Source organism: Halorubrum ejinorense, from assembly GCF_055389685.1.
This window is the reverse complement of the sequence record NZ_AP043777.1, coordinates 176,856-189,836: the sequence shown is the minus strand read 5'-3', so window position 1 is coordinate 189,836 and position 12,981 is coordinate 176,856. Positions and strand designations below refer to the sequence as shown.

The 12,981-nt window shown below is 69.3% G+C and carries 11 protein-coding genes; 3 read left to right on the top strand and 8 right to left on the bottom strand.

Going from position 1 to position 12,981, the window contains the following annotated elements; genetic code table 11:
• Window positions 1–31 precede the first annotated feature (31 nt).
• From kynU to ACZ5KW_RS02035, 5 genes are all read right to left on the bottom strand, one after another.
• On the bottom strand, window positions 32–1,441 hold the full coding sequence (kynU, locus tag ACZ5KW_RS02055) for a kynureninase (protein ID WP_343779371.1): 1,410 nt from the start codon (window positions 1,439–1,441) through the stop codon (window positions 32–34).
• 93 nt (window positions 1,442–1,534) lie between these two features.
• A complete protein-coding gene (gene leuS, locus ACZ5KW_RS02050) occupies window positions 1,535–4,219 on the bottom strand; it encodes a leucine--tRNA ligase (protein WP_343779369.1) in 2,685 nt (894 codons plus the stop codon).
• Window positions 4,220–4,309: 90 nt separating this feature from the next.
• The gene (locus tag ACZ5KW_RS02045; RefSeq protein WP_343779366.1) at window positions 4,310–6,559 is read right to left on the bottom strand and encodes a hypothetical protein; all 2,250 of its coding nucleotides are present in this window, start codon (window positions 6,557–6,559) and stop codon (window positions 4,310–4,312) included.
• 69 nt (window positions 6,560–6,628) lie between these two features.
• Window positions 6,629–7,450: a glycerophosphodiester phosphodiesterase gene (locus ACZ5KW_RS02040; protein WP_343779364.1), complete on the bottom strand. Its 822-nt coding sequence runs from the start codon at window positions 7,448–7,450 to the stop codon at window positions 6,629–6,631.
• Window positions 7,451–7,700: 250 nt separating this feature from the next.
• On the bottom strand, window positions 7,701–10,367 hold the full coding sequence (locus ACZ5KW_RS02035; protein ID WP_464388579.1) for a PGF-CTERM sorting domain-containing protein: 2,667 nt from the start codon (window positions 10,365–10,367) through the stop codon (window positions 7,701–7,703).
• Window positions 10,368–10,603: 236 nt separating this feature from the next.
• Here ACZ5KW_RS02035 and ACZ5KW_RS02030 point away from each other — a divergent pair, with 236 nt between their 5' ends.
• Window positions 10,604–10,993 carry a hypothetical protein gene (locus ACZ5KW_RS02030; RefSeq protein ID WP_343779359.1) on the top strand — a complete coding sequence of 130 codons (390 nt, stop codon included), beginning with the start codon at window positions 10,604–10,606 and terminating at the stop codon, window positions 10,991–10,993.
• A 28-nt stretch (window positions 10,994–11,021) separates the two neighbouring features.
• On the opposite strand, the gene hisE is transcribed toward ACZ5KW_RS02030, so the two are convergent.
• The 3 genes from hisE to ACZ5KW_RS02015 form a co-directional block, all read right to left on the bottom strand.
• Window positions 11,022–11,345, bottom strand: coding sequence for a phosphoribosyl-ATP diphosphatase (gene hisE, locus ACZ5KW_RS02025; RefSeq protein WP_343779358.1), 324 nt, complete (start codon window positions 11,343–11,345; stop codon window positions 11,022–11,024).
• A complete protein-coding gene (pdxT, locus tag ACZ5KW_RS02020) occupies window positions 11,342–11,935 on the bottom strand; it encodes a pyridoxal 5'-phosphate synthase glutaminase subunit PdxT (protein ID WP_343779357.1) in 594 nt (197 codons plus the stop codon). The genes hisE and pdxT overlap by 4 nt, the downstream gene beginning before the upstream one ends.
• A 76-nt stretch (window positions 11,936–12,011) precedes the next feature.
• Window positions 12,012–12,173: a preprotein translocase subunit Sec61beta gene (locus ACZ5KW_RS02015; protein ID WP_004598786.1), complete on the bottom strand. Its 162-nt coding sequence runs from the start codon at window positions 12,171–12,173 to the stop codon at window positions 12,012–12,014.
• 180 nt (window positions 12,174–12,353) lie between these two features.
• Between ACZ5KW_RS02015 and ACZ5KW_RS02010 the strand changes: the two genes are divergently transcribed.
• Window positions 12,354–12,623: a thioredoxin family protein gene (locus tag ACZ5KW_RS02010; protein WP_004598787.1), complete on the top strand. Its 270-nt coding sequence runs from the start codon at window positions 12,354–12,356 to the stop codon at window positions 12,621–12,623.
• 126 nt (window positions 12,624–12,749) lie between these two features.
• Window positions 12,750–12,899, top strand: coding sequence for a 50S ribosomal protein L40e (locus ACZ5KW_RS02005; protein WP_017342016.1), 150 nt, complete (start codon window positions 12,750–12,752; stop codon window positions 12,897–12,899).
• The last annotated feature ends 82 nt before the right edge of the window (window positions 12,900–12,981 follow it).

Sequence of the window (12,981 nt, the reverse complement as noted above, 5' to 3'; positions counted from 1 at the left end):
CCCGGCCGCGGACTCCCACGTTCCGCGCCCGCTAGGTCACCCCGCCCTCGTTCGTCGCGTACGCCTCGTGTGCGTCCGAATCGAGGATCGCCTCGATCCCGTCGACCACTTCCAGCACGTCGGCGAAAGCGGTGTACGGCGCGGCCGGACAGACGCGCACGACGTTCGGCGGGCGGAAGTCGACGACGACGCCCCGGTCGTTGAGCGCAGCGCTCAGCCGCTCGGCCTCGGGGTGTTCTAAGGCGACGTGGCCGCCGCGGGCCTCTCGGTCGCGGGGGGTACCGACCGAAACCTCGGGGAGCCGGTCGTCGACGAGGGCGATGAGGAGGTCCGTCAGGGCGAGCGACTTCTTGCGCAGTCGTTCGATCCCCGCCTCGCGCAGGAGTTCGACCGACCCTTCGAGCGGCGCGGCCGACAGCAGCGGCGGCGTCCCGATCTGCCACGCGCCCGCGGAGTCGGCGGGGGTGTAGGTCATGTTCATCTCGAACTGCGTCGCCTTCTCGTGGCCCCACCACCCCGCCAGCGCGGGCGCGAGCCCGTGGTGGCGCTCCGCGACGTACAGCGCGCCGATCGACCCCGGCCCGGCGTTGAGGTACTTGTACGTACACCAGACCGCGAAGTCGACGCCCGCCTCGTCGAACTCGTGGGGCACGGCCCCCGCGGAGTGGGCCGCGTCGAAGCCGGCGTACGCGCCCGCCTCGTGGGCAGCCTCCGTGATCCGCTCCACGTCGAACAGCTGCCCCGACCGGTACAGCGCGGTCGGCATCCAGACGATCCCGACGTCTTCGTGCGCTTCGAGGGCGGCCTCGACGTCTCGGGGATCGATGGTCCTCCCGTCGCGGCTCGGAACGACACGGAGCTTCTCGTCCGGGTCGATCCCGCGCTGGCGGAGCTGCGCCCGGATCGCGTAGTGGTCGGAGGGGAAATCGAGGTCGTTGACGAGGACCGCGGGGTCGGCGTCGGGGTGGCCGTCCGGCGCCCACGTCCCGTCCGCGGCCGCGACGCCCTCGCGCTCCGGCCCGTTGCCGGCCAACAGCTCGTCGAGGAAGGTGCCGACGAGCGTGTGGATGTTCACCGTGATCGAGTTGCCGACGACCACCTCGTCGGGCTCGGCGCCGACGAGCGGGGCGAGCGCTTCGCCGAGCCGCTCCCCCGCGTCGAACCACGGCGGGTCGGCGTCGGTCCACCCGGAGATCAGCCGTTCGCGCCACTCGTCGACGACGCGGTCGAGGCTCGCGAGGGCGGCGTCGCTCGCGGGGCCGAGCGAGTTGCCGTCCATGTACAGCGTGCCGTCTGGCACGTGATACCGGTCGGCGAACGAAGAGAGGGGGTCTGCGTCGTCGAGCCGCGCGGCGAGCACCGCGGGATCGGCGTCGGCCGCGTCGCCCGCCAGCTCGTCGCCTGCGAGCGCGTCGCGCGCGGGGGCGTACGGGTCGTCCATACACGTGGGGGCCGCTCCGGCGACTAATCGCTTCCGGGCCCGGCCGGGCCGTCCGCCCGGACCGCCGAACCGACCCCGGGGGTCGCCGCTCCGTCACTCCACGATGTCGATGGCGGGGCGACCGGGCTCCGCCTTCCGGACCACGTCGTCGGGGGCGTCGGCCGCGCGCTCGACGCTGACCGGCGCGTCGAACTCGCGCTCGATCAGCCACGCGGCCGCGCGCAGGGCGTCGTACTCGGCGTCGCCGTCGAGCGTCTCCCGGAGCGCCTCGCGGTTCGCCTGGAGGTCCTGTCCGTAGGAGGCGGCCGCGTCGCCCCGTTCGCGGATGTGGCTCTCGGCCATCAGCTCCGAGATGAGGTTGTCGGCGTCGCTGTCGATCGCGATCGAAAGCGCGTCGTACTTCCAGTCCGGCGCGACGACGACGTCGATCCGCTCGGGGTCCTCGATGCCGGCGACCTCGACGATGTCGCGCACGTCCTCGCGGGTGTTCTCGACCAGCCGGCGCCGGCGCTCGACGGTGTCGCGGTCGACGCTCGCCGCCGGCCAGTCGGCCTCGGCGACGAACCCGTCGCGGCCCAGCGTCTCCCACAGCTCCTCGGCGAGGTGGGGCGCGACCGGCGCGAGCAGGCGGACCGCGACGTCGACCCCGCGCTCGAAGACGGCGGGGTGCGGGTCGGCGTACTCGCGGTAGCTCCGGAGCGTGCGGACGAGGTCCTGCGCCTCGCGGAGCGCGACGTTGAACGTCAGGTCGTCGTACTCCGCGCCGGCGATGGCGACCGCGGCGTCGGTCTCGTCGGCGACGTACGCGTCGATCTCATCGCGGTCGGCGGCCGCGGCGTCGCCGTCGCCGGCGAGCGCCACGTCGCCCGCGGCGTACTCGGCGACGAGGTCGTTCAGCCGGGTCAAAAAGCGGTGCGTGGACTTGACGCCCTCCTCGGACCAGTCGAAGTCGCGCTCGGGCTGGGCGGCCTCCATCATGAACAGCCGCGCGGTGTCGGCCCCGTACTCGTCGACGATGCGCTGGGGCGAGACCGTGTTGCCGACCGACTTCGACATCTTCTCGCCGTCCAGCTGGACCATCCCCTGCGCGAGCAGGTTCGTGAACGGCTCGCGGTGTTCCAGCCCCTCCTCGTCGGCCAGCACCTTCGTGAAGAAGCGCGAGTACAGCAGGTGCATCACGGCGTGCTCGATGCCGCCGACGTACTGGTCGACGGGCATCCAGTCGTTCGCGCGGTCGAGGTCGAAGGGCGCGTCCGCCAGCCCCGGCGAGACGTACCGCAGGAAGTACCACGAGGAGTCGACGAACGTGTCCATCGTGTCGGTCTCGCGGGTCGCGGGCGCGCCGCAGTCGGGACAGGTCGTCTCCTGCCACTCGTCGGCGGCGTCCAGCGGGTTCCCGGTCGTGTTGATGAACTCGGGCAGCTCGACCGGCAGGTCCCCCTCTGGGACCGGCACCGCGCCGCAGTCGTCGCAGTTGACGATCGGGATCGGCGTCCCCCAGTAGCGCTGCCGGGAGATGCCCCAGTCGCGCAGGCGGTACTGGGTCGTCTCCGCCGCGCCCTCGGTGTCGGCCGTGATCCGCTCCCGCGCGGTCTCGCTGTCGAGGCCGGTGTACTCGCCGGAGTCGATCACGACCCCGTCGTCGGTGAACGCCTCGTCGCTCACGTCCGGCGCGTCCGGGACCGTCTCGCCGTCCCAGTCGTCCGGCTCGGGGGCGATCACGGGGCGGATCTCGACGCCCATCTTCTCCGCGAACGCGTGGTCGCGCTCGTCGTGGCCGGGCACCGCCATCAGCGCGCCCGTCCCCACGTCCGAGAGGACGAAGTCCGCGACGAACACGGGGATCTCCTCGCCCGTGACGGGGTTCGTCGCGGTGAGGCCGGTCTCGACGCCGTTCGGCTCGTCGCCGTCCGGGTCGGCCTCGTGGTGGACGAACTCGTGGACCGCGTCGTCTTCTTCCGCCAGGTCCTGCGCGATCGGGTGGTCGGGCGCGATGGCGAAGAACGTCGCGCCGTGGATCGTGTCGATCCGGGTCGTGAACGCGGTGACGCTGCCGTGGCCTTCAACTTCGAAATCGACCTCGCTCCCGTACTGCCGACCGATCCAGTTGCGCTGCATCTGGCGCACGGAGTCGGGCCAGCCTTCCAGCCCGTCGATGGCCTCCAACAGCTCGTCGGCGTACTCGGTTATCTTCAGGAACCACTGGTCCAGCTCGCGGGTCTCGACGGGGGTGTCACAGCGCCAGCACAGCTCCGCGTCGCCCTCGACCTGCTCGTCGGCGAGGACGGTCTCACAGGAGGGGCACCAGTTCACCTCGGCGTCGCGGCGCTCGACGAGCCCCGCGTCGTGGAACCGGCCGAACAGCCACTGGTTCCACCGGTAGTACTCGGGGGTACAGGTGGTGACCTCGCGCTCCCAGTCGTAGCCGAACCCCATCGACTTCATCTGCCCTTTCATCGTGTCGATGCAGTCGAACGTCCAGTCTCGGGGGTTGGTGTCGCGCTCCTTGGCGGCGTTCTCGGCCGGCAGCCCGAACGCGTCCCACCCCATCGGGTGGAGCACGTCGTCGCCGCGCATGCGACGGTAGCGGGCGTACGCGTCCGTGATGGTGTAGTTGCGGACGTGGCCCATGTGGAGCTTCCCCGACGGGTACGGGTACATCCCGAGGACGTACGTCGGGTCTTCGGCGTCGTCCGGGACGTGGTAGACGGCGGCGTCGTCCCACGCCTCCTGCCAGCGTTCCTCCACCGTCGCGTGGTCGTATCCCTCCTGAGACATCTGCTTATATACGCGTGGTCGATTCGGCGCCCTATAGCTTTCCATCCGTTGGTGAGCGGTGGCACGGACGGGCGCCGGGCGCGGGTCGTCCTACAGCTTCTCCGAGTTCTGCGCCTGCTCGACGCGCTTGGTCGCCTGCTCGATCCGCTTTCCGGTCGCGTTCGCCAGCCCGGGCGGGAGCCCCTCTCGCGCGGCCGCGAGCCGCTCTTCGATCCGTGCGATCCGTTCGGTGACGTTCCCCAGCTGGCGGTTTGTCCCCTCGCGGTCGCCCTCGCGGGCGCGCTCCTCTGCCCGCTCCGCCGCCTCGACCGCGGCCGCGAGGGCCTTTTCGAGCCCGTTGACCGCGTTCGACGGACCGCCCGAGCCGCCGTCGCTTCCGCCGCCGGAGTCGTCACCGTCGTCGCTCTCCGCCGCCGCGGCCGCGACCGCGGCGCGCGTCTCCTCGGCCACGTCGGCGACGTAGCCGGCGAGCGGGGCCGCGCCCGTCTCCGGGCGGTCGATCCGGATCGGGTCTCGTCCCTCATCCCCGCCCGAGTCGTCGCCGTCGTCACTTTCCGACCCCGCCGAGTCCGGATTGACGCGGTACGCGCCGATCTCGTCGTCGGCGTCGCGGACCTCGGTCGTGTACGCGCCGCCGGCGTGAACGTAGGCCGCGTCGCTGCCGTCGACCGCGGAGTCGTAGATCCGCCCGGCGAAGTCGTCCTCGATCGCGGTCCGGGTCAGGTCGACGTCGCTCTCCGCGTCGTCGACTTCGACCTTCCGCGCGTCCTCGCGGGCGACGAGCGGTATCTCGCCGTCGACGCCCGCGGTCGTCACGGGCTCGTCCGCGGAGACGGTCAGGGCCTCGCTGTGAGGCGCCCGACCGGCGCCGTTGACCGTGAAGCGATGGCCGCCTTCGGGGACGCCGTTCGCGACCGCGACGCCGCCGGCGAACGTCGGGACCGCCTCGGGGTCGCTCTCGATCAGGACGAACGACTCGACGTTCGTCTCGGTCGTCGTCAGCCCCTCGCCGTCGGGCGCGTCGTCGCTCTCGGTCGCCTGCGTGACGCGCGCGACGACGGCGTCGAGCGCCTCGGCCGCGTCGTCGCCGAACGACGGGTCGTCGGCGATCGCGTCGTACCGAGCCGCCATCTCCGACCGGTGGTTCCCCGCGGTGACGTCGAGCGCGGGGTTCTCGTAGCGGGGCTGCTCCCACGGCACGCCGGTGGTCGTGATGTGGCTCGCGACGGCGTCCTCGACGGCTTGGGGGACCGCGAACTCGAAGCTGAGCTGCGGGCCGGTGAACGCCGCGATCTCCTCCAGCTCGGCGCTCTCCACGAGCTCGTACTCGACGACCTCGTCCGCGGTCTCGTCCGCGACCGGGTCCTCCCGGTCGGCGTGGCGGAAGGCCGTCCCCGTCTCCCGGAGCGGGAGGTCGGTCGGCGGCGAGCGCAGCGCGTCGAGCGAGCGGACCGCCAGGGCGCCGTCGACCAGCGACTCCTCGCTGACGGAGGGGAGGTCCGGGTGCTCGTAGATCGGTTCCCCCTCGTACTCGGGGACGACGAAGGGGAGCCGCGCCCCCTCGTCGCGGGGGAGCCCGTACGCGATCGGGATCCCGAGGAGGTCCTCCACGGTGTCGATCGTCGTGTTCGTGATGTCCGCGAGCAGGCCCTCCTCGCCGACGCGCTGGAAGCTGTCGGCGTCCTCGTTGACCGAGAGCGTGCTGGAGTGCGAGCCGAGCTCGGAGAGGATCCGCGGAACGACGCCCGGGTCCGGGTCGAGGAACTCGTTGTTCGGGACGCTCCGGGAGTGCGAGCTGGCGACGTACAGCTGGGGGTCGCCCGCGTCGAGGTCGACGAAGACGTGGAGCACCTCCCAGTCGTGCCAGTGGAAGTTCGCCGTGAACTGGTCGAACGCGGAGTAGAACCAGAACTGGACGACCGCGAGCGGCGAGTCCTCGTACCGCATCCCGTTGTAGAACACCGTGGGGTCCGGCGGCTCGCCCGCCTCGTCGTACCGCTCGTGGTAGCCGTCGAACGCCGCGAACCCGTCGACGACGGTCTCGCCGTCCTCCTCGGCGGCGTACGGGCGCGGGTCAGTCGGGAACCACGGCTCCGCGGAATCGAAGTACACCGTCGGCGCGAACCGCGCCGCGAGCTCGTCGAGCCGGTCCGAGTCGAGGTCGGTCGTCGCGGCGTCGTCCGGCCGCGAGCCGGAGCAGCCGGCGACCGCGGCGCTCCCGGCGCCCGCGAGCGCGCCGAGGACCGTCCGTCGGTCGACGCCGTTCGCCGGCGTCCGGTCGGGCGATTCTCTCCCGTCGGCCCCGCCTGCGCCGTCGCTGGCGTCGGAGTGCCGATTCATCTCGTGGGAGCATGTGAGCCGCACGAATAACCTTTCTGGCGGCTCTACGCCGCTCTCACCACTCCGTTGTCACGTCTCGCGCGGTCCGCGAGAGACGTCCGAGACGACGGCGTCGACGCCGGCGGCCGCGACCGCCTCGTACTCCCGGACCGAGTCGACCGTCCACGGTAGCACCCGCAGTCCGGCGTCTCTCGCGTGCGAGACGATGTCGGTCCGGAGACAGAGCTCGTACCGCGGCGACACCGCCGCACAGCCCAGTCTCGTCGCCGTTTCGACCATCGCCCGCACGTCCTGTGGCGGGTACGCCCACTCCGGGAGCCCCGCGCCCGCGGACCCGCCCGGAATCAGCGGCCGGAGGAACCGCGCCGGCACGGACTCGCGGACGCCGTAGACGGTCTCGACCGCCGGGTCGGCCGCGCGAACGGCCTCGATCACGGCGGGATCGTCGGCGGTGACGGCGAGGCCGTGGTCGCGACCCGCGGCGACCGCGAGCGCGTCCGCCGCGATCCCCCGCTCCTTCACGTCGAGCAGGACCCACGCGTCCGCGGGGACGGCGTCGAGCGCGGCCGCGAGCGTCGGTACCGGCTCGCCCGACCCCTCGACCGAGAGGCCCGCGAGTCGCTCGCGCGGCGTCTCGTCGACGCGGCCGGCCGCGTCCGTCACCCGGCCGAGGGTCGCGTCGTGGAAGGCGACGAGCTCGCCGGTGCCACAGCGCCGGACGTCGAGTTCGATCCGGTCGACGACGGCGGTCGCGGCCTCGACGGCCGCCACCGTGTTCTCCGGGTGTTCGGCCGCGAAGCCGCGGTGCGCGATGAGGGGCGGACCGGGGTCGCAGTCGACGCTCCCCTCGCTCGCGTCGTTTCTCCTGCGGTCGATACAACCGGGAGTCATCGCGACCGCACCGACTGCCAGCGGTCCGATCCGCCGGAGTACAGCCCTGCGGGTCGGCCCGTTTCCCGTTTCGGACTCAGACGAGTCGGTGTCGTTCACGACAGTGTCTCCGCTCGTAGTTCGACCGTGCCGGAGAAAAGTCCGCCGTCGCGAGGCCCCGATTAGCCCGGAGCCTCACCCATGAGCGGAGCCCTGCCGAATTTCGCGTGGAGCGAGTCATCCGGAGCCGGTTCGGGTCGGTACAGCGAAGTCACGAGGATTTCTTGTCGCCTCCGCCACCGAACAGTTGACTCTTCAACAGATACGCGGCGCCTCCAAGCGCCGTCACCGCCGTTCCGATCCCGAACCCCGGAGTGTCGTCATCCGTCTCACTTCTGTTACCGCCCGTGGCATTCTCTTCGTCAGACACGTTCTCGTCGTCGTTGTTCTCCCCTTCGGCCTCCGCCGCTTCGGCACCGCCCTCGTCAACCCTGCCGCCTACTGCGTCGATTGCCTCGGCCGCGGCCGCCTTGGCCTGCCCGTACGCTTCGAACGACATCGCCGTCTCCGCGGCCTGTGCCTTCGAGTTTCCGACCACGAGGTCTGCGCGAGTTACCTCGTCCCGTTCGTCCGCCTGTTTAATCGACGCACGCGCGGCTTCGATAGCGTCGAGAGCGGACCCCTCCGAGGTCTCCGGCGCGAGATCCTCCGGGGCTTCTGCCGCCACGATTATTCCCCACTCGACCAACTTCGGCACGGTCACGCGTCGCGATCCCTCCCGCTCAGCGACCTCCAAGTCGGTGGTCTCGCCAGGAGAGTAGTACCGAACTGCGGCCTCCGTGTCCGCCGTCTCTGGAAGTCGCACGCGGACCTCAGACTTCGTCGAGACCGAGTCGCTCTCCGGATCGTAATCGTAGTTGACCAACGGAATCACGGTCCGGTCCGGGTCGGACTGGCTGTGCGCGTGAACCGCGATATCGGCGTCGTCCGTCCGCCGAGCGGGCTCGACGCCGCGCTCCTCCAACGCGCCCGGTAGCGGACTCTCAGACTCGTCCTCCGACTCTCGCTGGCGGTCAAAGGGTCCCGTTACCACTGCCGCGCCGTCTCTCTCGAAGAGCGGCTTGACGTCGCTCCGGGGTCTGTACATCGAGTCTCGGTCGGGCACGGCGTCCGTACAGAGGATCGTCCCGCCGGCGTCGAGATACGTCCGAAGCGCGGCGACCTGCTCGTCTGATAGGCACTCCACGCCGGCTAGTACCACGGAATCGTACTCCGAGAGCCGGCTTAACTGGTCGGCGTCGTCCCAGAGGCGCGGGTGGCCGAACGTGAGGACGTCGTACGTGAAGCCCGCTTCTCGTAGGGCGTTCGCGGCCCCCGTGAACGCGTCGACCGGACCCCTCTCGTCGTCGCCGCCGAAATCCCAGGACCGATCTTGGCGCCAGACGTGAGTGGGAAGCGACCAGACTAGCGCCACGTCCCCGGCCGGTTCGAGACCGGTGAGGAACCGCTTGTGGGCCCACAGGAAATCGACGAATGAGGACAGTTCTTCGGGGACGACGCCGTCGCCGTTCACCCAGTTCGTCACCGACTCCTCCTCGGAGTATCCCTGCCTGTTCGTCAACGGGAGTTGGAAACGGGCCCCGGTCGAGTAAGCCTCTGCCAGTTGGAACCGCTGGAACGTGTCGTTCGCGGCACGCGGGTCCATTTCCTCCGGGAGGGATCGACTACGGGCAGAGAGGGTTCCTTTCGCGATAACCGGCTTCGAGAAGTTCCCGACCGACCGCATGATCTTGTAGTTCACGTCGGACGCCGGATCGCCAGTCGGGAACAGCTCCGTGTATATCATGTCCATCGAATCGCTGACATAAATGTTCGGCGCCTGCGGATTGCGTAGATTCCCCGTGAACTGGTTCGCGTACAGCGCGATGTCACCGTTCTCGGTCCGCTCGGGGAACTCCTCTTCAATGTGACTCCGGTAGTCTTCAAACCAGCCGTCGATCCCCTCGTGCTGGTGGAGCAGGTATTCCCGGAAGACGGGGTCCTCCCGTGGGTCGGCGTCATCCTCCGGCGCGAGCCCGTTCTCCCTCAGATACTCGTGAACGTCGAACGACTGGGGGTCGTCGACGCCGAACGTCGACAGCTTGTCCCCGGAGAGCGACCCGAGGTGAGACCGGAACGCGGACCGGGCCCACCGCGAGAAGTCCAGCCCGTGTAACCGGAACACGCCGACACCGTCGACGAAGAAGCCCGAGTACCCACTTTCGAACTGAGTGACAGTAGCGTTGAGCAGCAACTCCAGGCTGCCCGGTGCGAATACTGAAGGGGTTCCCAGCGTCTCGAACTCGAACTCGGTCTGATGTGGCTCGCCGTCGAACGTCTCACCGAGGATGTCCAACGGCGACTCCACCGGGGTGCCGTCCGGGAACTCCCACCCTGACTCCTCCGCGACGGGTCCGTACCGAGACTGGGCCTTCTCTTCGTCCGTTTCGATGTGAACGTTCATCCCCGACGTCGCGGGGAGGTTCAAATTCTCCGCGAGGGTGAACTGCCGGCGGTACCCCCGAAACGAGTCGTCGATTCGACCGTACTCGTACTTGAGCAACTGGTCGAAAGCGAGCACGTCTGGGTGTAGACCGAGCACCGTCTCCTGTATATCCCCGTTACTGGCCGCTTCCCAGCCGAAGTTCTCCCATCCCAGCAGGTACTGGATGCCGAACGCCGGTTGGATGAACGGGTCGTCCGGGTACGGCGGAATCTCGGTCTCCGCCTGCTCGGACGTATCCCGCAGCGTCGCGCCGGTCCTCGGATTCTTCGACGCCGCCCCGGACCCGGCGGAGAGTGCGAGCAGGCCGGCCGAAGACGTTAGCGCCGTCAGAAACCCGCGTCTGGACCGAGCCGATACCGAATCCGACGAGATGTCGATGACACGCTCGCTCATACTGATATGAATCTTATTTGAACGAACAAGTATAACTGTACCTTCGGTGGCAGTTAGCCGTTGAACCTGCGGTAAGCGTCTGCTACTCACAGCTGTCAATCAGCATAGGAACTGACGCGTCCGCGTTCGATATACTACTCATACGTACCGTTGTTCCGGGCCGTGGCACCTCCGGAAGTCGGTTTTCACGAACTCGCGGGAGAAGGTATTTGCGCCCGGCCGCCCGACGCCGCGGTATGGACGGAAAAAAAGCCCTCTACTACGCGGCGATCGCGATCGCGGTGTTGATCGGGATCTCGGTCGTCGGAACCGTCGTTTCCGCGCTGCTCGGAATCACCGTTTGGGCGGTCACGTCCGCGGTCCAGCTCGCCGTGCTGGCGGGGATCGTCTACGTCGCGTACAAGGCCGGGTCGTGGCTGCTGGGCGACGACGGGGACTCGCTCGGCGTCGACTCGGTCGGCTCGGGATCGTCGTCGGTCGACGCCGCGACGAGCCGGCAGGACCGCCTCCGTCAGCAGTACGTCGAGGGACAGATCAGCGAGGCGGAGTTCGAACGGCGGATCGGTGAGGAGTTGGAGACGGAGGATATCGACGAGATCGACCGCGAACTCGAACGGGAGCGATAGGACCCCGCGTCGCTCTCGCTCGTCGGAGTCAGAACCGGTCGCGGAGCTCTCCGCGGAGGTCGTCGACGTCGAGGTCCTTCATCGCGAGCAGGACGAGCAGGTGGTAGACGAGGTCGGCGCTCTCGGCCGTCAGCTCCTCGCGGTCGTCGTCTTTCGCCGCGAGGATCGCCTCCGTCGACTCCTCGCCGACCTTCTCTAAGACGGCGTTTTCGCCTTTCTCGTGGGTGAAAAGCGACGCCGTGTACGACCCCTCCGGCAGCTCCGCCTTCCGCGACTCGATGGTGGCGAACAGGTCGTCGAGCACCGGTTCTGGCGGCGCGTCGGCGCCTCGGTCCGCGTCGGGGTCGCTCACGCGACCACCTCCCGGTCGGGGAAGAACGCGAGGTCGTGGATCCGCGAGTCGTCGGTGAGCTCCGGGTGGAACGCGGTGGCGACGACGGGACCGTTCCGGACCGCGATCGGCCGCCCGTCGACGGTCGCGAGGGTCTCGACCCCGTCGCCGACCTCGTCGATCGCCGGCGCGCGGATGAACACCGCGTGGAAGGGGTCGTCGAGCCCGGCGATCGGTACCCTCGCCTCGAAGGAGTCCTTCTGGCGGCCGAACGCGTTGCGGTCGACGGAGACGTCGACGAGCCCCAAGGCGTCGACCCGGTCGTCTTTCGCGTCGCGCGAGCAGACGATGAGGCCGGCACAGGTGGCGAGAACGGGTTTTCCGGCCGCGACGTGGTCGCGGATCTCGGGGGCGATCCCCTCGCGGTGGATCAGCCGCGAGATGGTCGTCGACTCCCCGCCGGGCATCAAGAGCACGTCGCAGTCGGGCACGATACCCGCGTCGCGCACCTCGACGACCTCCGCGGACTCGTCGTGGGCGGCCGCGGCGTTGCGGACGGCGGCGGCGTGTTCGGCCACGTCGCCTTGGACGGCGATGACGCCTGCTTTCATACGAACTGATCGGGGAGCGGCGTGGAAAAAGGGCGCGCTACGCGGCGGTCTCGGTTCGTCCGCGGATCGGGCGGTCCTACGCGACCGTCAGCGAGAGGATCTGGACGAACACGCCGAAGAGGACGCAGAACGCGACGACCGTCTTGGGGTCGATCGCGATGGCGTTCCGGTCCTCGTTCTCGAAGTAGCGGACCAGTCCCGCACTGGACATCAGCCCGCCGGAGTTGGAACCACTCATAGCGAACACTCGTCGTCGCCGCGTCCTAAACGTTTCGCTCGCGGCCGAACGCCGGCGACGCCTCCTTCCAAATCACCGCCTACGCTCTCCCTCCCAATCGCCGCCTACGGGGCGGCCGGCCCCGGCGCGTACACGAGTGGGAAACCCTTATGCGCGGCCCCGCGATAGTTGATGCCGACTATGACCGTTCGATTGCTGGATTTCCACGCCGAGTGGTGCGGCCCGTGTAAGACCCAAGACCCCATCCTAGAGGAGATTCAGGAGGACCTCGGCGACGCGTTCGAGCTCCAGAAGGTCGACGTCGACGAGGAGCAGGACGTGGCGAACCAGTACCAGGTCCGCTCGCTGCCGACGCTCATCGTCGAGAACGACGACGGGGTCGTCGACCGCTTCGTCGGCGTCACCCAGCGCGAGGACATCGAGGCCGCCCTCACGGAAGCGGGCGCCTGAGCGCCGCGCCCGTTCGGTCTGCCGGCTTCGAGCCGGCTTCGCCTTCCGCGTTCCCGCGCCGCTGTGCGGTCCGTACTTCGCGCGTCGTCTCGCAACCTTTTACAGCACCGGCCGTCCAGTAGACGTATGGCCAGTTTCGACGCCGCCGAACGTCGCATGCTCGACCGACAGATCTGTATGCGCTGTAACGCCCGCAACGCCTCCGAGGCCGAGCGCTGCCGCAAGTGCGGCTACACCAACCTCCGCCCGAAGGCGACCGAACGCCGCGCCGCGTAATCGGCCGCCCTCGGACCGGCTTCGATCTTCTCCCGAACGGACCATTCGATCGCGAGCCGCGCGTCTCCCGCCCGCAGTTTCT

What these genes read in the sequence shown, in the direction of transcription:
- ACZ5KW_RS02015 (WP_004598786.1), bottom strand. Translation starts at nt 12,173, where the DNA reads ATGAGTGGTTCCAACTCCGGCGGGCTGATGTCCAGTGCGGGACTGGTC.
- pdxT (WP_343779357.1), bottom strand. Translation starts at nt 11,935, where the DNA reads ATGAAAGCAGGCGTCATCGCCGTCCAAGGCGACGTGGCCGAACACGCC.
- ACZ5KW_RS02045 (WP_343779366.1), bottom strand. Translation starts at nt 6,559, where the DNA reads ATGAATCGGCACTCCGACGCCAGCGACGGCGCAGGCGGGGCCGACGGG.
- leuS (WP_343779369.1), bottom strand. Translation starts at nt 4,219, where the DNA reads ATGTCTCAGGAGGGATACGACCACGCGACGGTGGAGGAACGCTGGCAG.
- ACZ5KW_RS02040 (WP_343779364.1), bottom strand. Translation starts at nt 7,450, where the DNA reads ATGACTCCCGGTTGTATCGACCGCAGGAGAAACGACGCGAGCGAGGGG.
- kynU (WP_343779371.1), bottom strand. Translation starts at nt 1,441, where the DNA reads ATGGACGACCCGTACGCCCCCGCGCGCGACGCGCTCGCAGGCGACGAG.
- ACZ5KW_RS02005 (WP_017342016.1), top strand. Translation starts at nt 12,750, where the DNA reads ATGGCCAGTTTCGACGCCGCCGAACGTCGCATGCTCGACCGACAGATC.
- ACZ5KW_RS02010 (WP_004598787.1), top strand. Translation starts at nt 12,354, where the DNA reads ATGACCGTTCGATTGCTGGATTTCCACGCCGAGTGGTGCGGCCCGTGT.
- ACZ5KW_RS02030 (WP_343779359.1), top strand. Translation starts at nt 10,604, where the DNA reads ATGGACGGAAAAAAAGCCCTCTACTACGCGGCGATCGCGATCGCGGTG.
- ACZ5KW_RS02035 (WP_464388579.1), bottom strand. Translation starts at nt 10,367, where the DNA reads ATGAGCGAGCGTGTCATCGACATCTCGTCGGATTCGGTATCGGCTCGG.